The sequence below is a fragment of the Plantactinospora sp. CA-294935 genome (assembly GCF_050936445.1).
Classification (GTDB): Bacteria; Actinomycetota; Actinomycetes; order Mycobacteriales; family Micromonosporaceae; genus Plantactinospora.
The window spans coordinates 8,434,229-8,460,453 of sequence record NZ_JBNJMU010000001.1; the positions used below are offsets into that span (position 1 = coordinate 8,434,229).

General features: G+C 71.3%; 24 protein-coding genes. 13 read left to right on the forward strand and 11 right to left on the reverse strand.

All coding sequences use genetic code 11. The features are described from left to right. Positions 1 to 2: 2 nt before the first annotated feature. The 3 genes from ACQEVC_RS37000 (at position 3) to ACQEVC_RS37010 (ending at position 4,337) form a co-directional block, all read left to right on the forward strand. Positions 3 to 1,103, forward strand: a complete 1,101-nt coding sequence (locus ACQEVC_RS37000) for a substrate-binding domain-containing protein (RefSeq protein ID WP_432887568.1) — start codon at positions 3 to 5, stop codon at positions 1,101 to 1,103. Between the two features lie 676 nt (positions 1,104 to 1,779). Then, positions 1,780 to 3,195, forward strand: a complete 1,416-nt coding sequence (locus tag ACQEVC_RS37005; protein WP_432887570.1) for an RICIN domain-containing protein — start codon at positions 1,780 to 1,782, stop codon at positions 3,193 to 3,195. A gap of 344 nt (positions 3,196 to 3,539) precedes the next feature. Then, a complete protein-coding gene (locus tag ACQEVC_RS37010; RefSeq protein WP_432887573.1) occupies positions 3,540 to 4,337 on the forward strand; it encodes a hypothetical protein in 798 nt (265 codons plus the stop codon). Here ACQEVC_RS37010 and ACQEVC_RS37015 read toward each other — a convergent pair. Next, positions 4,240 to 4,914: an iron chelate uptake ABC transporter family permease subunit gene (locus ACQEVC_RS37015; RefSeq protein ID WP_432887576.1), complete on the reverse strand. Its 675-nt coding sequence runs from the start codon at positions 4,912 to 4,914 to the stop codon at positions 4,240 to 4,242. The two genes, ACQEVC_RS37010 and ACQEVC_RS37015, sit on opposite strands and share 98 nt — an antisense overlap. A 294-nt stretch (positions 4,915 to 5,208) precedes the next feature. Here ACQEVC_RS37015 and ACQEVC_RS37020 point away from each other — a divergent pair, with 294 nt between their 5' ends. From ACQEVC_RS37020 to ACQEVC_RS37040, 5 genes are all read left to right on the forward strand, one after another. Further along, positions 5,209 to 6,213 (forward strand): ABC transporter substrate-binding protein, encoded by a 1,005-nt coding sequence (locus tag ACQEVC_RS37020; protein WP_432887578.1) that lies wholly within the window; start codon positions 5,209 to 5,211, stop codon positions 6,211 to 6,213. Continuing rightward, positions 6,200 to 7,252 carry a FecCD family ABC transporter permease gene (locus tag ACQEVC_RS37025; protein ID WP_432887581.1) on the forward strand — a complete coding sequence of 351 codons (1,053 nt, stop codon included), beginning with the start codon at positions 6,200 to 6,202 and terminating at the stop codon, positions 7,250 to 7,252. Before ACQEVC_RS37020 ends, ACQEVC_RS37025 begins: the two co-directional genes overlap by 14 nt. Positions 7,253 to 7,256: 4 nt before the next feature. After that, a complete protein-coding gene (locus ACQEVC_RS37030) occupies positions 7,257 to 8,330 on the forward strand; it encodes a FecCD family ABC transporter permease (RefSeq protein ID WP_432887584.1) in 1,074 nt (357 codons plus the stop codon). Further along, on the forward strand, positions 8,327 to 9,100 hold the full coding sequence (locus ACQEVC_RS37035) for an ABC transporter ATP-binding protein (protein WP_432887587.1): 774 nt from the start codon (positions 8,327 to 8,329) through the stop codon (positions 9,098 to 9,100). Before ACQEVC_RS37030 ends, ACQEVC_RS37035 begins: the two co-directional genes overlap by 4 nt. A gap of 120 nt (positions 9,101 to 9,220) precedes the next feature. Further along, positions 9,221 to 10,066, forward strand: coding sequence for a siderophore-interacting protein (locus ACQEVC_RS37040; protein WP_432887590.1), 846 nt, complete (start codon positions 9,221 to 9,223; stop codon positions 10,064 to 10,066). On the opposite strand, the gene ACQEVC_RS37045 is transcribed toward ACQEVC_RS37040, so the two are convergent. From ACQEVC_RS37045 to ACQEVC_RS37090, 10 genes are all read right to left on the reverse strand, one after another. Continuing rightward, positions 10,053 to 11,090: a Gfo/Idh/MocA family protein gene (locus ACQEVC_RS37045; RefSeq protein WP_432887594.1), complete on the reverse strand. Its 1,038-nt coding sequence runs from the start codon at positions 11,088 to 11,090 to the stop codon at positions 10,053 to 10,055. The genes ACQEVC_RS37040 and ACQEVC_RS37045 overlap by 14 nt on opposite strands. Positions 11,091 to 11,095: 5 nt before the next feature. Further along, positions 11,096 to 12,346 (reverse strand): pyridoxal-phosphate dependent enzyme, encoded by a 1,251-nt coding sequence (locus ACQEVC_RS37050; RefSeq protein WP_432887597.1) that lies wholly within the window; start codon positions 12,344 to 12,346, stop codon positions 11,096 to 11,098. Then, positions 12,343 to 13,257 (reverse strand): IclR family transcriptional regulator, encoded by a 915-nt coding sequence (locus tag ACQEVC_RS37055; RefSeq protein ID WP_432887600.1) that lies wholly within the window; start codon positions 13,255 to 13,257, stop codon positions 12,343 to 12,345. Before ACQEVC_RS37055 ends, ACQEVC_RS37050 begins: the two co-directional genes overlap by 4 nt. After that, positions 13,254 to 14,456 (reverse strand): M20 family metallopeptidase, encoded by a 1,203-nt coding sequence (locus ACQEVC_RS37060; RefSeq protein ID WP_432887603.1) that lies wholly within the window; start codon positions 14,454 to 14,456, stop codon positions 13,254 to 13,256. Before ACQEVC_RS37060 ends, ACQEVC_RS37055 begins: the two co-directional genes overlap by 4 nt. Before the next feature lie 74 nt (positions 14,457 to 14,530). Continuing rightward, a complete protein-coding gene (locus tag ACQEVC_RS37065; RefSeq protein ID WP_432887605.1) occupies positions 14,531 to 16,072 on the reverse strand; it encodes a xylulokinase in 1,542 nt (513 codons plus the stop codon). Further along, positions 16,069 to 17,010, reverse strand: a complete 942-nt coding sequence (locus ACQEVC_RS37070; protein ID WP_432887607.1) for a sugar phosphate isomerase/epimerase family protein — start codon at positions 17,008 to 17,010, stop codon at positions 16,069 to 16,071. The genes ACQEVC_RS37065 and ACQEVC_RS37070 overlap by 4 nt, the downstream gene beginning before the upstream one ends. A 50-nt stretch (positions 17,011 to 17,060) precedes the next feature. Further along, positions 17,061 to 17,837 carry an SIS domain-containing protein gene (locus ACQEVC_RS37075; RefSeq protein ID WP_432887610.1) on the reverse strand — a complete coding sequence of 259 codons (777 nt, stop codon included), beginning with the start codon at positions 17,835 to 17,837 and terminating at the stop codon, positions 17,061 to 17,063. Continuing rightward, positions 17,834 to 18,682: a carbohydrate ABC transporter permease gene (locus ACQEVC_RS37080; RefSeq protein WP_432887612.1), complete on the reverse strand. Its 849-nt coding sequence runs from the start codon at positions 18,680 to 18,682 to the stop codon at positions 17,834 to 17,836. Before ACQEVC_RS37080 ends, ACQEVC_RS37075 begins: the two co-directional genes overlap by 4 nt. Continuing rightward, complete coding sequence (locus ACQEVC_RS37085; RefSeq protein WP_432887615.1) at positions 18,679 to 19,641, reverse strand: carbohydrate ABC transporter permease; 963 nt, start codon at positions 19,639 to 19,641, stop codon at positions 18,679 to 18,681. Before ACQEVC_RS37085 ends, ACQEVC_RS37080 begins: the two co-directional genes overlap by 4 nt. Continuing rightward, positions 19,638 to 20,960: an ABC transporter substrate-binding protein gene (locus ACQEVC_RS37090; protein WP_432887618.1), complete on the reverse strand. Its 1,323-nt coding sequence runs from the start codon at positions 20,958 to 20,960 to the stop codon at positions 19,638 to 19,640. The genes ACQEVC_RS37085 and ACQEVC_RS37090 overlap by 4 nt, the downstream gene beginning before the upstream one ends. 229 nt (positions 20,961 to 21,189) lie before the next feature. Between ACQEVC_RS37090 and ACQEVC_RS37095 the strand changes: the two genes are divergently transcribed. From ACQEVC_RS37095 to ACQEVC_RS37115, 5 genes are all read left to right on the forward strand, one after another. After that, on the forward strand, positions 21,190 to 21,915 hold the full coding sequence (locus ACQEVC_RS37095) for a GntR family transcriptional regulator (RefSeq protein WP_432887621.1): 726 nt from the start codon (positions 21,190 to 21,192) through the stop codon (positions 21,913 to 21,915). Then, entirely contained in the window at positions 21,912 to 22,307 is a 396-nt protein-coding gene (locus ACQEVC_RS37100) for a RidA family protein (protein ID WP_432887624.1), read from the forward strand. The genes ACQEVC_RS37095 and ACQEVC_RS37100 overlap by 4 nt, the downstream gene beginning before the upstream one ends. Before the next feature lie 5 nt (positions 22,308 to 22,312). Continuing rightward, positions 22,313 to 23,062, forward strand: a complete 750-nt coding sequence (locus ACQEVC_RS37105; protein WP_432887627.1) for an MBL fold metallo-hydrolase — start codon at positions 22,313 to 22,315, stop codon at positions 23,060 to 23,062. A gap of 150 nt (positions 23,063 to 23,212) precedes the next feature. After that, positions 23,213 to 23,605, forward strand: a complete 393-nt coding sequence (locus ACQEVC_RS37110; protein WP_318396327.1) for a hypothetical protein — start codon at positions 23,213 to 23,215, stop codon at positions 23,603 to 23,605. Further along, entirely contained in the window at positions 23,605 to 26,100 is a 2,496-nt protein-coding gene (locus ACQEVC_RS37115) for a DUF4132 domain-containing protein (protein WP_432887631.1), read from the forward strand. The genes ACQEVC_RS37110 and ACQEVC_RS37115 overlap by 1 nt, the downstream gene beginning before the upstream one ends. Positions 26,101 to 26,225 lie beyond the last annotated feature (125 nt).

The window sequence follows — 26,225 nt, forward strand, 5'->3', positions numbered from 1 at the left end:
GTGTGCGCATCGTGGAGACAGATCGGTTGTTCAGCGCGCAGCGGCAGGAGCGGCTGCTCGCCGAGCTTCGCGGGAGCGGCGCGGTACGGGTCCGTGACCTCGCCCGCGAGTTCGGGGTCAGCGAGCTGACCATCCGCCGCGACATCGCCGCCCTCGCCGAACGCGGCCTCGTGGCCAAGGTCCACGGCGGCGCGACGCTGCCGTCCCACAGCAACACCCTCGTCCAGCCCCGACGAGCCCCCGTCCGCTTCACCATCGGCATGGTCGTGCCCTCGCTCGACTTCTACTGGCCGCCGATCGTGGCCGGCGCGCGCGCCGCCGCGGCGGCTCTCGGCGTCACGATCCAACTGCGCGGTTCGAGCTACGACCCCGACGAGGACCGCCGCCAGATCGGCCGCCTCGTCGAGGCCCAACAGGTCCAAGGCCTGCTGCTCGCGCCGAGCCTGGACGGCGACGACGCCGACGAGATTCTCGAATGGATCGGCCAACTGCCGGTCCCGACCATCCTTGTCGAACGTCAACCGCGCCGATGGACGCCCACCACACGCCAGATCGAATGGGTGCGCAGCGACCACGCTCTGGGCCTCGAGATCGCCGTCTACCACCTTCGGCAGCAGGGGCACCGACGAATCGGCCTCGTCCTCGCGCAGGGCAGTCCGACCTCGGTACACCTGAGGTCCGCCTGGCGGACGGCGTCCACCGATCCCGGCACCTGCGGCACCCTCGTCATGCAGGAAACGGTCACGGCGCCCGGGGAGCGGGACGCCATCGTCCGGATCCTCCGGGAATGCAGGCTCAGCAGGATCACCGCGTTGATCGTCCACAGCGATCCGCACGCCATCGCCGTCGCCCAGTTCTGCGCCGAGCTGGGCATCGCCATCCCCGGTGACCTGGCGATCGTGTCGTACGACGACGAGATCGCCCATCTCGCCGATCCCGCGATCACCGCCGTGCGGCCGCCCAAGAGCCATGTCGGGCGGCTCGCCGTCGAGCTCATACTCTCGCGCCTGCTCGACGGCGGACGTCGTCCCCCACACCGTGTCCTCCTCGCGCCCGAACTGGTCGTCCGCGGATCGTCACTTCCACTCTCACGACTCCACTAGTGAACCTTTTTCAACCTGAACCGCGCGGCGCTCGCGCACCGCGTCCGACCGTGCGGTCCACCGCACCGCAAGGCGAGGTTGAAAAAGGGATCCTTCGCTTCATCCGGAAGGTGGACCGCCGCCCGGCCCTCGACGGCCCCGCACGGCTGCCTGCGGCGGCCCCGCACGGCTGCCTGCGGCGGCCCCGCACGGCTGCCTGCGGCGGCGGACAGGGTGCCGCCTCCGGGCCGGCCCCTGACGGCAGGCGCTCGACACTCCTTGTTTCGACGATGCCATCGGGGGACGGTCCGTACGCCGGGGGCCCGGCGACGCCGACCACCGAGAAGACTTCGGCGACCATCTATAGATCGACCCCGTCACGTCGGCTCCGAGCTGGGCAAATGATCCTAGCGCCGATGGCGCACGCCATCGCAGCCACTGATGTTCATTTATGAATCTCCATGGTTGAATCGGTTCGAAGTATGGCGCGCCGGTGCACGCTCGATTACCAAGGTGTTGCCGGACCGTCAACACCTGCGGTCCGGGGTTGGCCGGTCGGACGCCGGTGCCGTCGCCGAAGGGCCAGGGCGGGGGATGCGCCAGGGCGGCACCAGCAAGGCCCTCGGCCACCCGACCACAGAGAACCGGACAGAAGGGACACAAAGTGAACAGGAGCAGGTGTTTCCTATCGCTGGGGATGTCGCTCGTCGTCACCGCGGCGGCGGTCATCACGGTGGTGACAGGAACGGGCACGCCCGCCCGGGCGGCACCGGTCACCATCACCAACGGCACGCAGTTCAGAGACACCAGCGGCAACCTGCTACAGGCCCACGGTGGCGGGGTACTCAAGGTCGGCAGCTACTACTACTGGTTCGGCGAGAACCGCAACCCGGACAACACCTTCCGCGCGGTCTCCGTCTACCGCTCCACGAACCTAGCCGACTGGGAATTCCGCGCCAACGTCCTCACCCAGTCATCCGCGCCCGAACTCCAGGTCGCCAACATCGAACGACCAAAGGTCATCTACAACGCCAGCACCGGCCGGTACGTGATGTGGATGCACAAGGAAAACGGATCCAACTACAGCGAGGCCCGCGCCGCCGTCGCATCATCAACCACCATCGACGGAACCTACACCTACCACGGCAGCTTCCGACCACTCGGACAACACATGTCCCGAGACATCACCCTCTACAACGACAACGGCACCGCCTACATGATCTCCGCCGCCGACGAAAACTATGACCTACACATCTACCGCCTCACCACCGACTTCCTCAACGTAGCCACCCTGGTCGGCAACTTCTGGAACGACGCCCACCGCGAAGCACCCGCAATGTTCAAACGCGGCAACACCTACTTCCTCCTGACCTCAGCAGCCACCGGCTGGAACCCCAACCAGGCCAGATACGCCACCGCCCCGAGCATCTCCGGCCCATGGACCGGCTGGACCAACGTCGGCGACGCCACCACCTACCGATCCCAACCAACCTTCGTCCTCCCGATCCAAGGCACCTCCACCACCAGCTACCTCTACATGGGCGACCGCTGGGCCGGCGCCTGGAACGGACCGGTCAACGACTCCCAGTACGTCTGGCTACCCATCACCTTCCCCACCACCACCAGCATGGCCCTCACCTGGTACCCGTCGATCACCATCGACACCGACACCGGCACCATCACCGGCCAGTCACCGCCCTACTACCGGATCACCGCCCGACACAGCGACAAAGTCATGGACGTCGTGAGCAACTCCACCGCCAACAGCGCTGAAGTCAAGCAATACGCCTGGAACGGCGGCGGAAACCAGAAATGGGAATTCCAGGACGCCGGCAACGGCTACTACCGGATCGTCAACCAGAACAGCGGCAAATGCCTCGACGTCGCCTCCGCCTCCACCGCCGACAACGCCAACATCGTCCAGTACACCTGCAGCAACAGTACCAACCAACAATGGCAATGGACCGCCACCGGCAGCTACCACCAACTACGAGCCCGCCACAGCGGCAAATGCCTCGACGTGGTCAGCGGCGGCACCACCGACGGCACCGACATCACCCAATACACCTGCGGCAACAGCACCAACCAACAATGGACACGTACCCAATCCTGAACACCGAGCGCCCCACCTGACACGTCCAGCGTGATCATCAGGACGAGACCTCCCCGGCGCCCGGCACCGGCGATCCGGCCCCCGGACGACGCGTCCGCAGCGACCCGACCCCCACGCAGAAAGGCGGAGAAAGCAATGAGCGAAGCGAGACCGCTCTGCCCGCGCGACGCCGCGCCCGCACCGGCATCGGCGACCACCGAGCCGGACCGGCCACTGAACCTTTTTCAACCTGAACCGCGCGGCGCTCGCGCCCCGCGTTCGACCTCGCGGTCCACCGGACCGCAGGGGGAGGTTGAAAAAGGTTCACTGTGGCGTACCGGCCCGGGAACGCGGAGGTGGTGGCAATGATCCGGACCGTCCGCGGCAGCCTCGCCCTCACCGTCCTGCTCGCCGGCACCATGGTGCTCGCCCAGGCGCCCGCCCGGGCGGCCGCATGGGAGACACTCATCGACGGATCATCGTTCGCCGACCGCGACGCGCTCATCGCCGAGTGGAACTTCCGCTACCCCTGGGGCTCCGACCACAACGGCAGCGCCCGCATGTACGCCAGCGCCACCGACAACAACCACGTCTACCTCTCCCCCAGCGGACAACTCAACATCAAGGCCACCCGTATCACCTGGGACGAAGGAACCAGCTCAGCCGACCCACACCTGCCGATCCGCTACCACTCCGGCGCCATCCACGCCAAGGACCAGGTACTCGTCAACGACCAGTTCCCGAACTACGAGGTCAGAGGCGAATTCCAGGCACCGTCGACCCGCGGCACCTGGCCGGCGTTCTGGCTCACCGGAGCCAACAGTTGGCCACCGGAGAGCGACATCCTGGAATACAAGGGCGACGCCCGCAACTGGTTCAACACGTACGACGGAGCATGGGACAACACCATCGTCGCCGTGTCGAACCCGGCCGCGTGGCACGAATACCGGGTCTGGATCACCAAGGTCAACACGACCGACGTCGACATCCACTACTACCTCGACGGCCAGTGGAAAGGCCAGCACCGCGGCTCCAACTTCGTCGGCAAACCGATGTGGCTGATCATCAACCTCCAGATGGAAGGCTCCTCCGGCTCACCCGGGCCGACCGCCGAGACCCTCTACCGCGCCCGCAACATCTACCTCGGCCGTACCCGCAACTGACGACCCTCATCGGCGGACGTGTGGGCGCCGGTCCGGCCGGTGCCCACCAGCCGGGACGCTCGTCACCGACCATGGCGGTGACCAGACCGGCCGGGATCTGTGCGGGTGCGATAGGCGTCCGACCGAGCGTGTCGGCCAGGCTGACCAGGATCGCCCCGACCAGCGCGGCGACCGGCAACATCCGGGCGTGCCGGCCACCGACGAGCGCCCGTGCGATGTGCGGGGCGACCAGGCCGACGAAGCCGATCACACCGATGGCGGAGACCGCGGTGGAGGTCAGCAGCGCCGCGCCGGCCAGCGCGACCAGCCGGGTCCGTCCGAGGCGTACGCCGAGCACGCGGGGCGTGTCGTCGTCGAGCGACAACAGGTCCAGGTCGCGCCGGGCCAGGGCCACGACCGGGGTGAGCAGCAGCAGGGCGATGGCCACCGGCACCACCTGAGCCGCCGTACGCCCGTAGGTCGAGCCGGAGAGCCAGGTCAGGGCCTTGGCGGTGTTCCAGGGGTCGGACCGGCCACCCCGGTGACATCCATCGCGAAGCCGATCGCACGCGGCCCGTCCGGGTCGCCGGCACGCCACCGGCCACGGTAGGGATGCCGGCCGTACCCGACGACGTCGCGCACCAAACCTTTGATCAAGTCAAGCCGACGTAGATCACAACCGGGTACCCGGGGCGGCCGTGGATAGCGGAGTTCGCGACCGGCCGCACCATTCGACGGCGCCCCGGCGCCTCGTCCGAGCAGCCCGCCGGGACCTGGACCTTCGGGTGAGTCCGATCATGCCGGCTAGCCAAGAGGCACTGCTGTGCTTAGCCTAACCTAACCGCTGAGCCGCCGAGGCTCGGTCGATCCCGAGAGAACGGAAACCACCACCATGCGCGCATGGCGTCCGGTCCTGGCCGTGACCGCGTTGAGCGTCGTGCTCGCCGGCTGCGGCAGCGGCTCCGACACCGCCGACACCCCCGCCGCCGGCGGTCCCTGGTCCTTCACCGACGGCTCCGGCCAGCTCGTGAAGGCGGACAAGACCCCCAGCCGGATCATCGCGCACGCGGGTGAGGCGGCCGCGCTGATGTCCTTCGGCATCAAGCCGGTCGGCATCTTCGCCGACGAGTCGGTCAAGACCGACCCCAACCTGCGCAACCTCGACCTGGCCGGGATCGAGATCCTCGGCGAGGAGTGGGGGAAGATCGACGTCGAGAAGGCCGCCGCGCTGCGCCCGGACCTCATCGTCGGCGACTGGTGGCCGGCGGAGAAGGCGCACAGCGGCCTGGAGGAAGGCGTCGACGAGAAGAGCAAGAAGCTCGCCGAGCTGGCCCCCGTCGTCGGCGTCACCCAGGGCAAGTCGATCGTCGCGCTGGCCGAGGGGTACGAGGATCTCGCCGAGAGCCTCGGGGCCGACGTGGACAAGCCGGAGATCGCGGCGAACAAGAAGCGCTTCGAGGAGGCGGTCACCGCCTTCAAGGCCGCGACCGCCGGCAAGCCCGGGCTGACCGTCGCGGCGATGTCGCCGGCCGACGACAAGGTGTACGTGGCCAACCCCGAGTACGCGCCCGAACTGCTCGACCTGCAGGGCTGGGGACTGAAGGTGATCAACCCGGGCAGCCCGGACCCCGGCTTCCCGTACTGGGAGAACCTGAGCTGGGAGAACGCGGACAAGTACCAGCCGGACCTGATCCTGTGGGACGGCCGCTCCTTCACCCCCACCGCCAACGCGGAGTGGGGCAAGAAGCAGCCGACCTGGTTCAAGGTCAAGGCGGCCAAGGCCGGCGCGACCGTCTCCTGGCCGGCGTTCTGGCTGCACACCTACGGCGACTTCGCCACCGAACTCACCAAGCTGACCGAGGCGGTCAAGGCCGCGGATCCGAATGTCGGCAGCTAGCCGCTACGCGACGCACGCCCCGGGGCGCGGCGGGCGGCGAGCCTCGGCTCTCTGGCCCGGGCTCGCCGCACTCTGCGTACTTCTCGTCATCGTCGGATTCCTGAGCGTGACGATGGGCTCGCGCTCCATCGGGCTCTCCGAGGTGCTGCGCGCCCTCGGCAACCTGGGCGACGACGGGTCGATCGCCAGCACCGTCACGCTGGAACTGCGGGTCCCCCGTACCCTGCTCGGCATCCTGGTCGGGGCCGCGCTCGGCGTCGCCGGGGCGATCCTGCAGGGCGTCACCCGCAACCCGCTCGCCGACGCCGGGATCATGGGCATCAACTCCGGTGCCGCCGTCCTGGTCGTTTTCGCCATCACGGTGCTCGGGGTACGCGGCGTCGGCGTCTACATCTGGTTCGCCTTCGCCGGAGCGATCGCCGCGCTCGTGCTGGTGTACGCGATCGCGTCACTGGGCCGGGAGGGCGCCACGCCGGTCAAGCTGGCCCTGGCCGGAGCGGCGGTCACCGCCGGTCTCGTCTCGGTGACCACCGGGATGGTGATGACGAACGTGGACGCGCTCAACGAACTGCGGTTCTGGCAGGTCGGCTCGCTCGCCGGCCGGTACACCCCGATCCTGACCGGGGTCGCGCCGTTCCTGCTGCTCGGCCTGGCCGCGTCACTCGGCTTCGGGCGCGCCCTCAACGGCCTCGCGCTCGGCGAGGACACCGCCCGCGGCCTCGGCCAGCACGTCACCCGGACCCGCACAGCCGCCTTCGCCGTGGTCGCGGTACTCGCCGGCGCCGCCACCGCCGCCTGCGGGCCGATCGTCTTCGTCGGACTGGTCGTACCGCACGTGGCCCGGCTCATCTGCGGTCCCGACTACCGGTGGATCCTGCCGTACTCGATGGTGCTGGCGCCGATCGTGCTGCTCCTCGCCGACGTGCTCGGCCGGGTCGTGGCCGCCCCCGACGAACTCCAGGTCGGGGTGGTGCTCGGCGTGCTGGGCGCGCCCGCGTTCGTGACCATCGTCCGCTACGGCCGGCTCTCGGAGGTGTGAGCGGATGACCACGACGACGACCCACCCGACCACCGCACCGACCGGTACCGGGGCAGGCTCGGCGCTGCGCGGCAACCGGCGGCGGCGCCGGGCCCGCTCCACCGCCCTGACCTGCGCCCTGGCCGTGGCCGTGGCCGCGCTCTTCGTCCTGACCATGATGGTGGGCAGCTTCCGGCTCGGCGCCGGTGAGGTCGTCGCCTCGGTACTGCACCTACGCGACAACCCCAGCGTCGACTTCGTCGTGCGCGGCCTGCGGCTGCCGACCGCCGCCTCCGCCCTGACGGTCGGGCTCGCACTCGGCGCCTCCGGGACGATCTTCCAGCAACTCCTGCGCAACCCGCTCGCCTCGCCGGACTTCGTCGGCATCACCTCCGGGGCCGGGCTCGCCGCCGTCACCGGGATCGTGCTGCTCCAGGCCGGCGGGCTCGCCGTCAGCGGGCTCGCCCTCGGCGGCGCGATCCTCGCCGGCCTGCTCATGTATCTGCTGGCCTGGCGCGACGGGGTCACCGGCTACCGCTTCATCCTGATCGGCATCGGCACGTCGGTCTTCTTCGACGGTCTCATCGGCTACGTGCTCAGCCGCGCCCGGCTCTTCGAGGCCCGCCAGGCGATGCACTGGCTGACCGGCTCCGTCGGGCAGGCCAGCACCGACGAACTGCGCCTGCTCGCCGGTGCCCTGCTCGTCCTGCTCCCCGTCGCGGTACTGCTCCAGCGACCGCTGCGGGCCCTCGAACTCGGCGACGACGCCGCCCGTACCCTCGGCACCCGGCCCGACCTCAGCCGGGCCGGCCTGCTCGCCACCGCCATCGTGCTGGTCGCCCTGGCGGTCTCGGTGGCCGGCCCCATCGCCTTCGTGGCCCTCGTCGCCGGCCCGATCGCCAACCGCCTGCTCGGCCCGGCCACCGGCGGGATCCTGCCTGCCGCGCTGGTCGGCGCCGCGCTGCTGCTGACCGCCGATCTCGTCGCCGTGCACCTGCTGCCGACACCGCTGCCCACCGGCGTGGTGACCGGCGCGGTCGGTGCTCCCTATCTGCTGTGGCTGCTGGCCACCACGAACCGGCAAGGAGTGGGTGGATGACCCGACTGCGCGCCGAGGACCTGACCCTCGGCTACGACAACCGGACCGTCGTCGCCAACCTCGACGTCACGGTGCTGGACGGCCGGATCACCGCGATCGTCGGCGCCAACGCCTGCGGCAAGTCCACCCTGCTACGCGGTCTGGCCCGGCTGCTGCCGGCCCGCGGCGGCGCCGTCTACCTCGACGGCCGGGCCGTCGCCGACCTGCGCACCCTCGACGTGGCGAAGGTGCTGGGGCTGCTCCCGCAGACCCCGGTCGCGCCCGACGGCATCACCGTCGCCGACCTCGTCTCCCGGGGCCGCTATCCGCACCAGGGCTGGTTCCGGCGCTGGACCGACCGCGACCACGAGGCGGTCACCCGGGCGCTCGACGCCACCGGCACCGCGGACCTGATCGACCGGCCGATCCGGGACCTCTCCGGCGGCCAGCGCCAGCGCGTCTGGGTCGCCATGGCCCTGGCCCAGGAGACCGACCTGCTGCTGCTCGACGAGCCCACCACCTTTCTGGACATCAACCACCAGGTCGAACTGCTGCGCCTGCTCCGCAAGCTGAACGCCGAGTCCGGCAAGACCATCGTCGTCGTCCTGCACGACCTCAACCTCGCCTGCCGGTTCTGCGACCACGTCATCGCGATGTCGGACGGCGCGATCGTCGCCGAAGGCTCCCCGACCGACGTGGTCAGCGCCGAACTGGTCGAGAAGGTCTTCGGGCTCGACTGCATGATCGTGCCCGACCCGATCGCCGGCACCCCGATGGTGGTACCCGTCTGAGGGCGCGCGCCCGGTGCGCCGCGCCAACCGCTCCCGCTCGCCCGGATCCGGGCGCCCGGGCGTGCCGCGACAACCACTGAAGTACCCGACTACGGACCGGAGACCGGAGGCGAGCAGAAGATGGCCAGGACGAACCTGAATGCGACCAGGGTCAAGCCGGAGGTGTCCGAGCTGCTCCACCTGCGGGTGCTGCGCAGTGAGCGGATCTCGCCGCACTTCCAGCGGGTGACCTTCGGCGAGCAGGACGCCGGACGGTTCCGCCCGATGGGATTCGACCAGTGGTTCCGGCTGTTCATCCCGGTCGCCGACGACTCGCTCGGCAAACTGCCGGACCGGCTCAACACCCTGGCGTATCTGCGGTTCCTCACCATCGCCAAGTCCTCCCGGCCGGTGCTGCGCAACTACACGGTGCGCGGCTACCGCAACGAGCCGGGCAACGGACCGGAACTCGACGTCGACTTCGTCATCCACGGTACGGCCGGCGATCCGGGCGCGGGTCCGGCCGCCACCTGGGCGCAGACCTGCCGCCCCGGTGATTCGGTGGCCATCCTGGACGAGGGCATCGGGTTCAACCCGCCCGCGCCGGTCGACCAGGTGCGCCTGGTCGCCGACGAGAGCGCCCTACCGGCGGTCGCCGGCGTGCTCGCCTCGCTCCCGCCGGACACCCGGGGACACGCCGTCATCGAGGTACCCGCCGAGGCGGACCGGCAGCCCCTTTCCGCGCCGGCCGGCGTCGAGGTCCGCTGGCTGGTCCGCGGCGACCGGCCCGGCGTACCCGGGACGCTGGCGCTCGCCGCGGCCCGGGACCTGCCGGCGGCCGACTCGCCGTACTACGGCTGGGTGGCCGGCGAACAGGCGCTCGCCACCGGGCTGCGCCGGCACTGGGTCAGCACCGGTGTGCCGAGGGAGAACATCATGTTCTGCGGCTACTGGCGGGCCGCCCGCACCCGGGTCAGCGCCGCCTAGGCTCCACCGGGGCGCCGGTACGCAGCGACTCGACGACGGCTTCGGCCGCCGCGACGCCCCAGCACGCCTCCTCGACCGGCATGACGTCCGGCTCGCGCCGGCCGGTGAACACCGCGATGGCGTACCCCACCTCGCGGCGCAACGCCCCGCCGACCACACCGTCCTCCTCCGGCCACAGCGACAGGTCGGGAACCTGGACCCCGGCCCGGGTCCACTCCACCAGCGCGTCGCTGACCAGTCGCTGCTTGAGGATCCCGTCCAGGCCCAACACCTCGACCTCGCCCACGATGGCCCCGTCCAGGGTCAACGGACCGTCGTCCAGGGTGCCGGGCGCGGTCGCCGGCACGAGCCAGGCGGACTCGACAGTCGCGATCACCCCGTTGTCGAACTCGAGGAGGGCGCTGACCACACTGGGTGCCGCGTCACCGGCGGCGCCGCTGCGCATCGCCACGACCCGGCGTACCGGGGTGCGGGCGAACGAGATCGCCAGGTCGATGTCGTGGATGCAGGACTCCCAGACCGGATGCACCCGGTCGCCGAAACTGAGGAACCAGGCGCGGCTGAAGTCCCGGCGCAGCCGCAGCGCGCACGGTGTGCCGACGGCGCCCCGTTCGATGCCGGCCCGCATCCGGGACATCGGTGCGGTGAACCGGGAGATGTGCCCCACCACGACCTGCCGCTGGTGGGCCGCGGCGGTGTCGGCGATCCGCCACGCGTCGGCGGCCGACAGGGCCAGCGGCTTCTCGACGAAGACGTGGCTGCCCGCCGCCAGGGCGGTCACGGCCAGCCCGACGTGTGAGGCCTCGTCGGAGGCGATCACCACGACCTCCGGGCGGATCCGGTCGAGCAGCGGGGTGAGGTCGGTGTCGGTCGCCTCGACGCCGTGCGCCCGGGCCACCTCGGCGAGCCGGGCGGTGTCCGGGTCCACCAGGCCGACGATCCGGGCTCCTGCCTCGGCCCAGACGCGGGCGTGCAGGGCCCCGAACCGCCCCACTCCGGCGATGACCACGGTCGGTCCGGCCATGACGATTACCTCCCGGGGATGGACGGGTCTTTGGCACTCCGGCCGGTGGGCACCGTAGGAGCCGAGGGTGCCTGCGCACCCCGGCCGGCGGGCCCGGCGGGAGTGAAGGGTTCTTCGGCGCCGTGGCCGGCGTCGTCGGCGAGGGTGGAGGGTTCCTTGGCACCGTGGCCGGTGAGCACGGCGACGGCGCGCGATCCCGCAGGCACGGCGGAGGTGTGCAGGGCCGCCACGGCGGCGGCCGCGGCCGGCTCCACGAACAGCCCGTGCCGGGCCAGGTCACGGGCTGCCGAGGCGATGGCCGGCTCGTCGACGGCGACGATCGCGCCGCCGCTGTCCCGCGCGGCGGCCAGGGTCAGCAGGCCCTCGTCCTCGTAGCCGCGCAGCGCGTCGGCGATGGCGGTCGCGGCGGTCGGGGCGACCACGACGGGCTCGCGCAGCGACGACTCCCAGTCCGCCGCGTCCCAGGCGCGGGCCAGCGGAGCGCACGCCTGAGCCTGCACCCCGACCATCCGGGGCAGGGTACCGGTCAGGCCCGCGTCCCGCAGATCGGTGAAGCCGAGCCAGATGCCGCGCAGCAGCGGACCCGCGCCGACCGGTACGACCAGCACGTCCGGTACGGCGCCGAGATCCTCGACGAGTTCGGCCGCGATCGGCCGGTACGCCTCGGTCAGCAGCGGGTTCCGGTACGTGGTGGTGACGTTGAGCCAGTCCTCCCCCTCGGCGCGGGTCGCGGCGGCGTACGCGTCGCTGTAGTGGCCGTCGACCAGTTCCACCTCGGCACCGTGCGCCCGGGCGGTCGCCAGCTTCGCCCCCGCGTTCGAGCCGGTGGCGCAGAAGATGCGGCAGCGCAGCCCGGCCGCCGCGGCGTAGCTGGCGGCCGACACGGCGGCGTTGCCGGTCGAGGCGAGGACGAGACCGTCCAGTCCCCGGTCGAGGGCGGCGGACGCGGCCAGCGCCATCGCCCGGTCCTTGAAGGAGAGCGACGGATTCAGCGACTCCAGCTTGACGTGTGCGTCGACCCCGCCACGGCGCAGCGGCAGCAGTGGTGTCGCGCCCTCGCCGAGGGTGACGGCGTGCCCGGTCCGGGGCAGCATCCCGGCGTACCGCCACAGTCCGGTTCCGCAGGTGCGCCGGCAGTCCTCGGCGGAGACCGGGGTCAGGTCGAGCACCAGCGGTGAACCGCAGCTCGGGCAGCGGTAGGCGGGGAAGTCCGTGCGCTGCCGGCACCGGACACACGCGACGGTGAAGTCCCTCATCGCGTCGCCGTCGGTATCGAGCGCGCCGCGGCCGGCAGGGATCGCGGCTCCGGCGTCCGGCCGCCCGAACCGGCCTGCGGGGCGGCACCGTCACGAGCGGACGAACCGGCCTGCGGGGCGGTGACGGCACGGGTGGGCGGACCGCTCCAGCCGAGCCGGCCGGAGAGGTCCGCGGCGGCGGCCCGGACCTGCGGACCGAGCCGGCCGGCGGCCCCGGCGTCGAACCGGGTGGCCGGGGCCGAGATGCCCAGCCCGGCGACGACGTGGCCGGTGTGGTCGAAGACCGGGGCCGCGACGCAGCAGATGCCGAGTTCACTCTCCTGCAGGTCGCGGGCGTAACCGTCGGCCCGTACGCCGGCCAGCAGCGCGTCGATGTCGGCGCGGACCACGGGCTCGCCGGAGAGCCGCCCGTGCGCCTCGATCACCTCGTCGAGGACGTGCGCCGGTGAGTGGGCGAGGATGGCCCGACCGATCGCGGTGGTCAGCGCCGGGTTGGTCTGGCCGACGCGGCTGTACATCCGCACCGGGGACGGACTGTCGACCTTCTCGATGTAGACGACGTGCACCAGGGCGAGCACGCCGAGGTGGCAGGTCTCGCCGGTCCGGGCGGAGAGTGGTCGCATCACCCCCAGCGCCTCCTGGCGCAGGTCGAGTCCGTCGAGATAGGAGCGGGCCAGCGTCATCGTGCCGGCGGCCAGCGCGTACCGGCCGTCCGCCGTCTCGCGGACCAGCGCGGTGCCGCGCAGTACGCCGAGCATCCGGTGCAGGGTGGTCGCCGGGATCTCCGTCGCCTTGACGAGTTCGGTCAGCGAGGCACCCGGTGGGCTCTCCGCGAGCGCCCGGAGCACCGCGACGGTCCGCTCGACCGCCCGCAGGCCGTCGGGCTTCCGTTCGTTGTTGGCCATCTTCATGCCCTCATCTCGGCCTCGGCGTCCAGCCGGCGCACCGACAGCATCCGCTGTGCCATAGCACGATAGACCTCGGCGGCACCGCGCAACTGGTCGACGAGAACCCACTCGGCCAGGGAGTGTGCCTGGGCGATGTCGCCCGGTCCGCAGACCGCCGCCGGGGTGCCGGTGGCGGCGAGCAGGGCGGCGTCCGTCCAGAACTGCAACCCGACGGGCTCCGGGTCCGCGGCGACGGCGCAGAGCATCCGCAGGTACGGGTCGTCGGCCGGGCAGTCGAGCGGGGCGTGCACGAAGGTCGCCGTACCGGCCATCTCCTCGACCGTGGCGTCCACCCGGGAGTCCGCCCGACTCAACTCCGCCACGACCGCGCGCAGCTCGGCGAGTACCTCGTCGTGCCGTTCCGACGGCAGCCACCGCCGGTCGAGCTGGACGACGCAGGACGCCGGGACCATCGGCGGCCGGTCACCGCCGGCCACCACCCCGACGTTGACGGTCGCCGGGCCGAGCAGTGGATGGCGGCGCCGGTCGAGCGCGGGTACCAGGTCCCGCTCGACCGCGTTGATGAACCGGGCCGCGTGGTAGACGGCGTTGACCCCGTCCTGCGGGACGCTGCCGTGCGTCGCGACGCCCCGGAACGTCGCCTGCGCCCACATCGCGCCCTTGTGCGCCCGCCCGACGCGCAGCATCGTCGGCTCGCCCACGATCGCGAAGTCGGCGCGGACGCCGGCCCCGACCAGCGCCCGCATCCCGGGGCTGCCGTTCTCCTCCCCGGCGACGGCGGTCAGCAGCAGCTCGCCGTCGAAGGTGACGTCCGGCGCGGCGAGCAGTTCGACAACGGCGATCATCGCCGCCAGGGCGCCCTTCATGTCGACGGCGCCCCGGCCCCACAGCCGCCCGTCGGAGACCCGGGGCAGCAGCGCGTCCGGCATGCCGTAGGGCGGCACGGTGTCCAGGTGCGCGTTGAGCATCAGCGTCGGGCCGGGCCGGGTGCCGGGTACCCGGGCGATCACGTTGGCCCGGTCGCCCTCCACCGGCTGGGTCTCGACCTCGGCCCCGCAGCCGCGCAACCGGTCGGCGAGGTAGTCGGCGACCGCGCGCTCCTGCCGGGGATGGTCCTGGTGGCCCTCGATCGCGATCAGCCGGGCGGCCTCCGCCAGCACCGCGTCCGGGTCGATCCGCCCGATCGTCGAAACCTTCTCCACCTCGCCCTGCGGTCCGCCGGACCGCAGGGTCGGACGCGGTGCGTGAGCGCCGCGCGGTTCAGGTCCAGAGAGGTTCATTCCGCACCGCCTGCGGAGAGGGCCGGATCGCGGTGCAGTTCGGCGACGGCCACCGCGCCGGCGGTGTAGCGCCGGCGGGCCCGCCGGTAGCCGGCCCGGTGCTCGTCCGGGGCGACCAGCGGCTCGCTGTCGTCCAGCGCCGCGCCGGCGGCGGCGACGTCCGGCCAGACTCCGGCACCGATCCCGGCCAGCGCGACGGCGCCGCGCGGCGAGGCGTCCTGGCGCAGCCGTCGCACGGGCGCGTCGCACACGGCGGCGAACGCCTCGCACCACACCGCCGAGCGGGTCACCCCGCCACCGACCCGGATCTCGGTCGCGGCGCCCGCGCCGTCGAGGAGTTGCTCCACCGCCGCCGCGCAGGCGTAGGCGACTCCTTCGAGGACGGCGCGGGCGACGTCGGCGGGACCGTGTTCCGGCGCGGCGCCGAGCAGCGCGGCCCGGACCGCCGGATCGTGGATCGGGGCGCTGGCGCCGAGCAGGTACGGCAGGAAGGTCAGTCCACCGGCGCCGGGGGCGCTCCCCCGGGCCAGCCGGTCCGCCGTGCCGTCCGGCACCTGCGGGGTACCGCTGGCGAGCAGGTTCCGCTCGGCCCAGCGGATCGCCAGCCCGGCCGCGTACGAGGAGACCATGCCGAGGAAGCCGTCCTCGCCGGCCCGGGCGAAGACGAACCGGTCGACGCCGGCCCGAGGCTCGGGCACCGGGGTGACGATCTGGGCGGCGGTGCCGACGTTGACGTAGACCCGGCCGTCGGCGACCGCCCCGGCCCCGAGTGCCGCGCAGGAGACGTCGCCGCCGCCGGCCACCACCGGGGTACCGGCGCGCAGCCCGGTCGCCTCGGCCGCCTCGGGTAGGACCGTCCCGACGATCTCCGCCGAGCCCTGCACCCGGGGCGCCAGCCGCTCGTCGGCTCCGCAGCGGGCCCAGAGTCGCGGCTCCCACCGCCGCCGGCCGACGTCGTAGAGCAGGGTGCCGGCCGCGTCGGTGGGGTCGCTGCCCCAGTCGCCGGTGAGGTGGTGCCGCAGCACGTCCTTCGGCTGGACCATCCGGACGGCCCGGCGTACCGCCTCGGGTTCGTGCCGGACCAGCCAGGCGAGCTTGGGTGCGCTGAACGCCTCCACCACCGGGTTGCCGGTCAGCTCGCCGAACAGGTCGCCGTGCTCGCGCAGTTCCCGCACCTCGGCGACGGCCCGCCGGTCCGCCCAGGTCATCGCCGGGCGTACCGGCCGGTCCCGGTCGTCGAAGAGCGCCACCGCGTGCATGTGGCCGCTCAGCCCGACCCCGGCCACCGCCGCGGGGTCGAGCCCGGCGAGTGCCTCCCGCACCGCGCCGGCCGCCGCGCGCCACCAGTCGGCCGGGTCCTGCTCGTACCGCCCCGGCCGGCTGGTGTCGGACGGGTAGTCGCGGTAGGTCCGGGCCACGGTGGCGCCGGTTCCGGCGTCGACCACCAGCACCTTCACCCCGGTGGTACCCAGGTCGACCCCGACCAGCAGGGAGTTGCCCGACCCGGCGGCGGTCAACGGCTGTGGTGCGGCGGTCAACGGCTGCGCCGGGGGACGAAGCCGAACTCCATCAGGTATTCCAGGGACTCCTCGGCGACCCGGTCGAAGTCGGCGAGGCCCACCCCGGCCGGCTCGCCGACCCCGATGTTGCCGCCGACCTGCCAGCCCTCCCACTCGACGCTGACGTACCCGTCGAAGTTGATCTCCGCGAGCGCCTCGTACGTCTCCCGGAAGTCCACCAGCCCGCCGCCGAACCAGATGTGGTTGCAGTGCACGATCGTCGGCAGCCCCACCTCGTCCTTGATCTGCACGATGTCGATGTACGGGCCGAGTCGCTTGATCGCCTGCTTGACGTTCATGAACGGCTTCACCGCGACGTAGAACGCGCCGGTGTCCATCGTCATCCGCAGGTTGCTCGCGCCGACCTCGTCGAACATCCGCTCGATCAGCTCGACCCGGTTGAGAATGGTGCCCTGCAACAGCTCGATGCTGACGTTGAGCCCGAGCTTCGAGGCGTGCGCGGCCACCTCGGTGATCGCCTCCCGGCACTGCCGCCAGGCGTCCTTGCGGCTGAGCAGCACGTTCAGCGGCGGGTCGTAGTAGCCGTCACCGATCAGGGTGCAGACCGACTTCGCGCCGAGTACGGCCGCCGCGTCCAGGGCCTTCTTGAACGACTCGATGCCGCGCTCCCGGTCGAACTCCCGGGGGCTGACGAAGGTGGTGTGGTGGCCGAGGTAGCCGATGTCGATGCCGACCCGCTCCGCCGTGGCGCGCACGTCCAGGAGCTGCTGGTCGTACTCGACCTTCGGCACCTCCAGCAGCTTCGCGAAGATGAAGTCGACGCCGTCGTAGCCGTACTTCGCGGTCTGCTCCACGCACCAGGTCGCCGGTTTGTTCCCCCAGGAGTTCCAGGCCGGTCCGGCGGCCTCCAGCCGGCCCCAGGGCATGTTCGGCCAGACCTCAAAACTGATCTTCACCGTTGGTCTCCCTTCTCCAGGTGTGCGACGAGCTACGGGTGCCCGACGGGCTACAGGTGCGGGACGAGGTCGGACATCCGGCGCGCCGCCTCGCGGTTGTGCTCGGCCGCGCCGGGCATGTTCGCGCTCATGAACACCTCCGGCGTCTCGCCACGGCGGATCTGGATGCCGAGCGCTTCGACGATGATCGCGTCGAGCAGGGCGAGACCGACCACACTGGACGACGGCCCGGCGGACGGCAGTCCGGAGCCCAGCTCGACGAGCGCGTCGCCGGGCGGGCAGTGGTTGTCGACGACCACGTCGGCGATGTCGTGCAGCCGTGGGCCGGGCCGGTCGATCGCCGACGCGTACCGCCGGGAGGTGATGGCGATCAGCGGCAGGCCGCGCGCCTTCGCGGCCTGGCCGACCTCGACGGGCAACGGGTTCGCGCCCGAGTTGGACGCGATCAGCAGGACGTCACGCTCGCCGTCGAGCCGGTAATCCGACAGCACCGACTCGGCATGGCCGTGCTCCCGCTCCAGCACGGTGCTGCGGACGGCGCCCTCGTGCAGCATGTGCGCCGGCTTGAGGATCGGGCAGACCCGCACGGCGCCGCCGGCCCGGTAGAACGCCTCCTCCCCGAAGATGTGCGAATGGCCGCTGCCGAAGACGTAGAAGAGGCCCTTCGCGGCCCACGACCGGGCGACCAGCTCCGCGGCCCGGCGCACCGCCGGCAGTTCCTCGGTCAGGGCGCGGCCGAGGACCTCCTGCACGCGTGCCGCGTACCCGGTGGCGGTCACGTCCGACGGCGACCAGGCCGCGCGCCGCGCGGGCGCCGGCCCACTCACTTGACCGCTCCCGCCGTCAGCCCGCCGACGAAGTAGCGGCCGGCGAAGAGGAACGGGACGATGGCCGGGATGACCGTGCAGAGCGTGCCGGCCATCAACAGCCCCCAGTTCACGGTGTACTGGCCCATGATCGCGCTCAGCCCGATCGGCAGGGTCTTGAGCTGGTCGCTGACGATGAGCTGCGAGGCGAACACGAATTCGGTCCAGGAGAAGACGAAGGCGTAGACGGCGACCGTGGAGATGCCCGGTGCGAGCAGCGGAAGGACGATCCGCAGCATCATCCGGACCGGACCGGCCCCGTCGACGGCGGCGGCCTCGTCGATGTCCCGGGGGATCGCGAAGAAGAAGCCGCGCAGCAGCCAGGTGCAGAACGGCGCGGTGAACGCGACGTTCACGATCACCAGCGCGTTCCTGGTGTCGATCAGCTGCACCGCCGCGAACGCCTGGTAGAGCGGCACCAGCAGCAGGGTCCCGGGAATCATGTACGCCACCAGGATCATCCCGGCCAGCTTGTTGCCGCCCGGAATGCGCAGCCGGTAGAGCCCGTACGCCGCCGCGAACGACACCAGCACGGTGAAGAACGCGGTGGACAACGCGATCACGAAGCTGTTGGTGAGGTAGCTCGGATAGTCCGTCGCGGTGAAGAGCTGCCGGAAGTTGTCCAGGGTCGGATCGGTCGGGATCAGCGTCGGCGTCGTACGCAGGATCTCCTCGCGGTCCTTGAACGCCGAGATCGTGATCCAGTAGAGCGGGCCGAGCACGATGGCGGTGAGCAGGACCCAGGTGACGAGGCGCGGCAGCCGTGCCCAGGGCAGCCGGCCCGTCACGGACAGCGGGGATGTCATGAGTCCTCCTTCGGCTTCGCGACGCGGATGTAGAAGAAGGCGACGGCGGCCAGCAGGATGATCGTGATCACGCTGACGGCGGCGGCATCGCTCGCCTGGAACTGGTTGAACGCCTTGTTGTAGATGAAGATCGGGGCCGTCGTCGTCACGTCGGCCGGTCCGCCCTTGGTGACCAGGTAGATCGAGTCGACGATGTTGACCGACCAGAGCGACCCGACCAGCCCGAGCGCGAAGAGCACCGGCTGAAGCAGTGGGAACGTGATCCGCCAGAAGATCCGCCAGGCGTCGGCGCCGTCCACCCGGGCGGCCTCGTAGATCTCGGCGGGGATCGTCCGCAGTGCGCCGAAGATGACGACCGCGCCGAGCGGGAACCAGTGCCAGCTGTTCATCAGGATCAGTGCCGGCATCGCCAGGGCGCTGTCGCCGAACGGGCTGCCCAGCCCGTCGATGCCGACCGCGGCACCGAGTTTCGGCACGATGCCGTAGTTGCTGTTGCTGAGCCACTGCCAGATGACCGCGACCGCGACGGTGGGGATCACCCAGGGGATGAGCACCCAGGTCCGGGAGGCCCGGGCCCAGCGCCCGGAGCGGCCGATCAGCAGCGCGGTGCCGAAGGCGATGATCGTCTGCACCACGAGGTTGCCGGCCAGCCAGATCGCGGACCGCCCGAGGGAGGCCCAGAACGCGCCGTCGACGAACGCCTCGGTGTAGTTGTCGAGGCCGACGTAGTTCGAGCTGCTGCCGACGACCCCCTGGTCCTGGAGGCTGAGCAGCACGGTGTTCAGCAGCGGGTAGCCGATCACGCCGAGCATCACGAGCACCAGTGGCGCGACGAGGCCGTACCCGAGCAGGTGGGTGTGCCAGGGCCGGCGACGGCGGCTGGCCGTCGCCGGCTGCCCGGCGGCCCGGGTACCGGGGATGGCCTCCCCGGTACCCGGTACCGCGTTGCGGCTGCTCACTTGGCGACCGCCGCACGCATCTGCTCGTCACCCCACTTGACCGCCGCCTCCGGCGACTCGCCGCCGCTGTAGATCCGCTGCACGACCTGGGCCAGCACGTTCTGCCCGGAGATCTTGCCTACGGAGTCGACGTACTGGCCGTCGACGAAGCCGAACAGGGCGCCCGTCTTCGACTGTTCGAGCATGGCGTCGACGCAGCCCCGGTACTTCTGGATGACCTCGTTGCTGGTCCAGGACTCGGCGGTGGCGCCGTCGGCGGTCAACGGCAGGAACAGGCCCGGCTCGGCGTTGAGCAGGGTGCCGTAGTTCTCCGGTTGGAGGACGTACTTCAGGAAGGCCTCGGCACCGGCGGCCTTGGCGTCGTCGTTGGACATCACCATCGCGGCGTTGGAGTAGTAGATGCTGCCCGGCTTGCCGCCGGAGTCCGCCACCGGGATCGGGGCGCAGCCCAGGTCGCTCGCGGGGCGGCCGGACTCCTGCTCGAACGGGGCCAGGTACTGCCCCTTCTCGATCGCCATCGCCGCCGCGCCGCTGTTGAACGCCGCCTGCGGCTCGCCCCAGGAGTAGTTGCCGCTGTCCGACGGCGACTGCTTGAGCAGGTCCCGGTAGAGGGTGAGGGCCCGGACGGTCTCCGGGGTGTTGAAGTTGACCTCACCGGTGGGGGTGAAGAAGTTCCCGGCCCCGCTGGTCAGCATCAGGCTGTAGAGCACCTGGTCGGTGGCGAGGTTCTTGCCGGCCGGCAGCGCGATCCCCTTCTGGTTGCCGGCGGTGAGCTTCTGGGCGTCCGCCAGCAGTTCGCCGGTGGTCTTCGGCGGTTCGTTGATGCCGGCCTTGGCCAGCAGGTCCTTGCGGTACCAGAGCATCTGCACCATGCCGTAGAGCGGGACGGCCCAGTACTGGTCGTCGTCGCGGTACGGCGCCTTGGCCGCCTCGCCGAAGGTGTGCGCCTTGTCGAGCTCCTCCACCAGCGAGGTCACCGGCCGGACCGCGCCGAGCGGGCGGACGTAGGTGGTGAAGTCGGGGATGGTGAAGAGGATGTCGGGCTGCGTCTTGGACTGCACCGCGCCCGAGATCTTCGTGTAGATCTGGTTCCAGTCCTGTACCTGCGCCTGGATCTTGTATTCCGGGTTGGTGGCGTTGTAGCCGTCGATCAGCTTCTGGAACTCCGCGACCCGGTTCGGCGGCTGCTCCATGTGCCACAGGATCAGGGTCTTGTCGTCGCCGGCCGGCCCACTCGAGCCGCCACAGGCGGCGACCGACAGGCCGGCCACCGCAACCACGGCCGCAGCGGTCAGCCGCTTGAACTTCCCGTACCTCATGAGGTGGTACTCCTCTCACGGCCTTCAGGTATCCCGCGAGCTTCCGGATCGTCACGACTCTTCGTGCGGTTGACGACGACGCTGCGGACTAGACGGACCGAGCGGTGTTGGAATAATGTTCCGGACCATACCGAGGCGGTCTAGACCAGTCAAGAGCAAGGGAGCAGCCGGGTCTGGGCCCGACCTGGCCGGGTACGGCCGCAAGCCGGAGATACGGGATGCTCACTTCATGTCAACGCCGAAACACGTCGCGATCACGAACGCTCTCCGCGAGCAGTGCCGGAACCTGCCGGTGGGGTCCCGGCTGCCCTCGGAGAAGGATCTCGCCGTGCGCTTCGAGGTCAGCCGGATGACGGTCCGGCAGGCCCTCGACGCACTGGCCACCGACGGGCGGGTGGAACGCGTCCCCGGCCTCGGCACGTTCGTCCGCCGACCCACCGTGGCCATGGGCCCCCACCTGACCTCCTTCACCGAGGACATGCGCTCCCGGGGGCTGCGGCCGAGCAGCCGTCTGGTGGCGATCGAGGAGGTCGCCGCCTCCCCCGAGGTCGCCCTCGACCTCGGGGTCGAGGTCGACAGCCCGGTCATCCGGCTGGAGCGGCTGCGATTCGCCGACGACGAGCCGATGTGCCTGGAGGACGCCCACCTCCCCGCCCGGTTCCAGCGCGTCCTCGAGGCCGCCGAGCTGGAGGGATCGCTGCACGAGGTGCTGGCGAAGGCGGGTGTGGTGATGGCGGCGGCCCGCCGCCGGGTACGCGCCGTGCCCGCGCCGTCCCGCGACGCCCAACTGCTCGGCCTGCCGGAGCACGCCCCGGCGCTGGAGATCGTCGACGTCTTCTACGACCCCAACCGCCGCCCGGCGCAGCGTTCCCGGTCCCGCTACCGTCACGACCGCTACGAGGTCATGTCCGACCTGCACCGCCCCAGCACCGAACCGAGGGAGACCGACACATGACGTGGACCGCCCACACCAGCCCAGACCTGCCCGAACCGGCCGGGCCGTACAGTCACGTCGTCGACACCGGGTCCCTGGTCTGGACGGCCGGCTTCGGACCGAAGGACCCGGCCACCGGCACCGTCCCGGAGGGCATCACCGCGCAGACCGCGCAGGTGCTCGACAACGTCGAGGGCGCGCTGCGCACGGTCGGGCTGGGCCTTCGGGACGTCGTGAAGGCCACCGTGCACCTGCAACACCTCGACCGCGACTTCGCCGCCTACAACGAGGTGTACGCCAACCGCTTCCAGCCGCCCTATCCGGTACGCACCACCGTCGGCAGTACGCTCGCCGGAATCCTGATCGAGGTCGACGTCGTGGCCGTACGACGCCAACCGACGCCCGCGGGTTGAGCGCGATGGGCGCCGTTCCGCTGCTCGAATCCGTCTGGCTGGTCGGCAGCGGGAGCCACCCCGAGGCTCTCACCGACCCGCACGACTGCCACTGCTATCTGATCTGGGACGGCAGCGGCGGCGTGCTGGTCGACACCGGCACCGGACTGGGCGCCCGGGCGTGGCTGGCCGCCGTCGCCGAGGTCTGCGACCCGGCCGCCCTGAGCGGCGCCATCGTCACGCACTACCACGCCGACCACGCCGGTGGCGCCGCCGCGGCCCGGGCCGCCGGGCTGCCCGTCCTGGCCAGCGCCGAGACCGCGGCAGCGCTGGCCACCGCCGACGAGTCGCGCACCTCGCTGGCGGCGGCCCGCGCCGTCGGGGTCTACCCGTCCGACTACCGGCTGGCACCCAGCACAGTGGATCGGGTACTGGCCGGCGGCGACATCGTCCGGGCCGGCGAGCTGGACGTCGAGATCCTCGACGCGCCCGGCCACTGCGACGGCCACCTCGTCGTACTGCTCCGCCGCGCCGGCCGGACCATCCTGTTCAGCGGTGACTGCCTCTTCGCCGGCGGACGGGTGAGTCTCCAGGCGATCCACGACTGCCGGCTCGACCGGTACGCCGAGACGGTCAACGCGCTGGCCGGGCGCGAGGTCGACGTACTTCTTCCCGGCCACGGCGAGCCGGTCCTGCGCGACGCCTGGGTGGACATCGGCCGGGCGGCCGAGTCCTTCCGCCGGCTCGTCCCCCCGCCGAACGTCCTCACCTCCTGACCACCCTCGGCAGGTGGGGCAGGCGGCCCGCAGGGCTGGATCTGCGGTGACAGGTGGAGGCGTGCCGGGGCACCCGCCGCGGATCACGAATCCGGTCCGATGGCGCCACGGCCGGCCCCTTGTCGGTGGGCGGCCCTAGACTGCGACGCCATGGCGATGGTGAGTTTCGTCGACGAGACGACCGCGGGCGAACGCAGCGCCGCATGGCATCTGGAAATCTTCGAGGAACGCCTGCCGGTGCGGGAGGTGATCCGTCGCCGCGTCTTCCAGGAGGTCGCCGAGCACAACGCGAAGGGTGGCGACCACTTCCGCGGGCTGGTGCAGCCGACCGGCACCGAGCGGACACTCAACGGTTTCAAGCTCAGGCAGCCGCGCCGGATCGACCCGCAGGAGCAGGCCGACCGCGCGCTGGAGGCGTTCTCCCGCAACGGTTTCATCGTCCTCGTCGACGACCGGCAGGTCGACGAGCTGGACGCGGTCGTGGAGTTGACCCGGGGCACCCGGATCACCTTTCTCAAGCTCGTACCGCTGGTGGGTGGCTGATGCCGACGCCGGTGCTCTTTCCCGAATACGGCGATCGGATGGCGGAGCTGGCCCGGCGCGGCGACGTCCAGGGCCTCGCCGACGAGGCTCTGGCCTACGCCGCCGTCTACACCGGTCACTGGGGCCACGAAAGCCGGCACGTGACCGACGCGCTCGGGCTCGTCGCACCGGAGCGCAAGCCCGAGCTGCTGATGGCGATCCTCGACCGGTGTTGCCGGATCACCGAGACCGACCATCGCCGGGTCACCAACGAGCTGTTGGAAATCCTGGTCAGGCGCTACAGCAAGATCTCGACACCGGATTCGGCCGCCGTCGCGCTCGGCTTCGGCGCCCGGCACACCGCCTACTTCGACGGCGAGGAGCAGCGGCGGATGGCCGAACTCCTGCTGGACGCCGGGCGGCCGCTGCCACCGGAGGTCGTCGCCGTACTGCGCCGGACGGTCGCACACGGCTACTGGGGCTCGGCCGAGGCACTCAAGCCGTTGCTGGCCAAGCTCGACGCACCGGCGCTCAACTCTGGCGAGGCGTGGGCCGACCGCGCCCTGGCCGACGTCGCGTCGCTCGACCCGGACGAGGCCCGTCGCTGGCATGAGCTGTTCCGGCACGCGGTGACCGCGACGAGCGCCAAACCGTCGCAGAAGTGGGAGACGGCCGCCCGCAGGCTGCTCGACGAGCTGCCCGAGCCGGGTGACCGGCTGCGGAGCTGGCTCGCCCTGGTCGGGCAGCCGCGCACCATCCGGCTCAACCGCACACGCTGGGAGCACGACGTCAACGAGGCCTTCGACCAGTTCAACACCACCCCACTGCGTGGACTGGTCTGGATGACCTCCTTCCTGCCCGACCACCCCGAGACCCCACGGACGCTCGGCGCGCTCGTCGAGACGGCGCTGCGCAAGGTCGCCGGGCTCGGCCCGCGCAGCCCCAAGATTGCCAACGCCGCCGTTTACGCGTTGTCGCGGGTGCCGACCGAGGAGGCGCTCGCCCAGATCGCCCGGCTCGCCGCCCGGGTCACGTTCAAGGGCACGCTCAAGGAGCTGAACGCGGCCCTCGACGCCCGAGCGGCGGCGCTGGGCCTGACCCGGGACGAGGTCGAGGAACTCGCCGTACCGGCGTACGGGCTGACCGAGGTGGGCCGGCGGGTCGAACACTTCGGCGACGCGTCGGCGACGCTGGACGCCACCTCCGGAACGGTCACTGTGACCTGGCGCAACAGCACCGGGAAGATCGTCAAGTCGGTCCCCGCCGCGGTACGGTCCGCCCACCCCGAGCAACTCGCCGACTTCAAGGCCGCCGTGAAGGACGTCGAGAAGATGCTCTCGGCCCAGACGGAACGCCTCGACCGCCAGTTCCTCGCCCAGCGGGTCTGGCCGTTCGACGCCTGGCGCGCCCGCTACCTCGACCACCCCCTGCTCGGTACGCTGGCCCGCCGGCTGATCTGGCTCGTCGACGACGTGCCCTGCGCCTTCGCTGACGGTGCTCTGCGTACCCACGAGGACAAGGAGATCGCGGCCGGCGAGACGGTCCGGCTGTGGCACCCGATCGGCCGCGAGGTGGCCGAGGTGCTCGCCTGGCGCGCATGGCTGGAGGCCAAGCAGGTGACCCAGCCGTTCAAGCAGGCACACCGCGAGGTCTACCTGCTGACCGCGGCCGAGGAGAACACCCGGGTCTATTCCAACCGGTACGCGGCGCACGTCCTGCGCCAGCACCAGTTCCATGCCCTGACCGCGGCTCGGGGATGGCGCAACAAGCTGCGGATGATGGTCGACGACGCCTACGAGCCGGCCACCCGCGAGCTGCCGCAGTGGGGACTGCGCGCGGAGTTCTGGATCGAGGGCATCGGCGACGACTGGGAGGCCGACACCACCGAGTCGGGGGCATACCTGCGGATCGCCACCGACCAGGTCCGGTTCTATCCGATCGGCGCGCCCGAGCACTACGCGCACGCCGGTGGCGGCGGCTACGAGCAGTGGGTGTCCCAGGACGCGCAGCCGACCGACCCGGTGCCGCTGGCCGAGATCCCGCCGCTGGTGCTCAGCGAGGTGCTGCGCGACGTCGACCTCTTCGTCGGCGTCGCCAGCGTCGGCAACGACCCCACCTGGCAGGACGGTGGTCCCGGAGGGCGATTCCGCGAGTACTGGGCGTCCTACAGCTTCGGCGAGCTCAGCGGCACCGCGCAGACCCGCCGGGAGATGCTCGAACGCCTCGTCCCCCGGCTGGCCATCGCCGACCGGGCGAAGGTCGAGGGCCGTTTCCTCGTGGTCCGGGGCGACCTGCGCACTTACAAGATCCACCTGGGTTCGGGCAATATCCTGATGAGCCCGAACGACCAATACCTCTGCATCGTGCCGAAGCAGACGGCCAGTTCCTCGACCGGCGACGTCTTCCTCCCGTTCGAGGGCGACCGGGTGCTCGCCGTCATCCTCAGCAAGGCGCTCATGCTGGCGAAGGACACCCAGATCACCGACCGCACGATCACCCAGCAACTGCGGGGCTGACCCGGCCAGCAGCGATCCGCACGGCGGAACCGCTCCCCGCCGCCTGCCAGGTGTCTACTTTCGCCCCCAAACGCGCTTTTATCACCCTATTCTGATCTGGTGCCCGGTCGGTTGGCGCCGGGTCC

Bases quoted from the DNA above. Each gene is read 5' to 3' on its own strand.
- ACQEVC_RS37090 (WP_432887618.1), bottom strand. From the start codon at position 20,960: ATGAGGTACGGGAAGTTCAAGCGGCTGACCGCTGCGGCCGTGGTTGCG.
- ACQEVC_RS37005 (WP_432887570.1), top strand. From the start codon at position 1,780: ATGTCGCTCGTCGTCACCGCGGCGGCGGTCATCACGGTGGTGACAGGA.
- ACQEVC_RS37115 (WP_432887631.1), top strand. From the start codon at position 23,605: ATGCCGACGCCGGTGCTCTTTCCCGAATACGGCGATCGGATGGCGGAG.
- ACQEVC_RS37055 (WP_432887600.1), bottom strand. From the start codon at position 13,257: ATGAAGATGGCCAACAACGAACGGAAGCCCGACGGCCTGCGGGCGGTC.
- ACQEVC_RS37110 (WP_318396327.1), top strand. From the start codon at position 23,213: ATGGCGATGGTGAGTTTCGTCGACGAGACGACCGCGGGCGAACGCAGC.
- ACQEVC_RS37025 (WP_432887581.1), top strand. From the start codon at position 6,200: ATGTCGGCAGCTAGCCGCTACGCGACGCACGCCCCGGGGCGCGGCGGG.
- ACQEVC_RS37045 (WP_432887594.1), bottom strand. From the start codon at position 11,090: ATGGCCGGACCGACCGTGGTCATCGCCGGAGTGGGGCGGTTCGGGGCC.
- ACQEVC_RS37010 (WP_432887573.1), top strand. From the start codon at position 3,540: ATGATCCGGACCGTCCGCGGCAGCCTCGCCCTCACCGTCCTGCTCGCC.
- ACQEVC_RS37030 (WP_432887584.1), top strand. From the start codon at position 7,257: ATGACCACGACGACGACCCACCCGACCACCGCACCGACCGGTACCGGG.
- ACQEVC_RS37040 (WP_432887590.1), top strand. From the start codon at position 9,221: ATGGCCAGGACGAACCTGAATGCGACCAGGGTCAAGCCGGAGGTGTCC.
- ACQEVC_RS37105 (WP_432887627.1), top strand. From the start codon at position 22,313: ATGGGCGCCGTTCCGCTGCTCGAATCCGTCTGGCTGGTCGGCAGCGGG.
- ACQEVC_RS37050 (WP_432887597.1), bottom strand. From the start codon at position 12,346: ATGAGGGACTTCACCGTCGCGTGTGTCCGGTGCCGGCAGCGCACGGAC.
- ACQEVC_RS37035 (WP_432887587.1), top strand. From the start codon at position 8,327: ATGACCCGACTGCGCGCCGAGGACCTGACCCTCGGCTACGACAACCGG.
- ACQEVC_RS37100 (WP_432887624.1), top strand. From the start codon at position 21,912: ATGACGTGGACCGCCCACACCAGCCCAGACCTGCCCGAACCGGCCGGG.
- ACQEVC_RS37095 (WP_432887621.1), top strand. From the start codon at position 21,190: ATGTCAACGCCGAAACACGTCGCGATCACGAACGCTCTCCGCGAGCAG.
- ACQEVC_RS37080 (WP_432887612.1), bottom strand. From the start codon at position 18,682: ATGACATCCCCGCTGTCCGTGACGGGCCGGCTGCCCTGGGCACGGCTG.
- ACQEVC_RS37020 (WP_432887578.1), top strand. From the start codon at position 5,209: ATGCGCGCATGGCGTCCGGTCCTGGCCGTGACCGCGTTGAGCGTCGTG.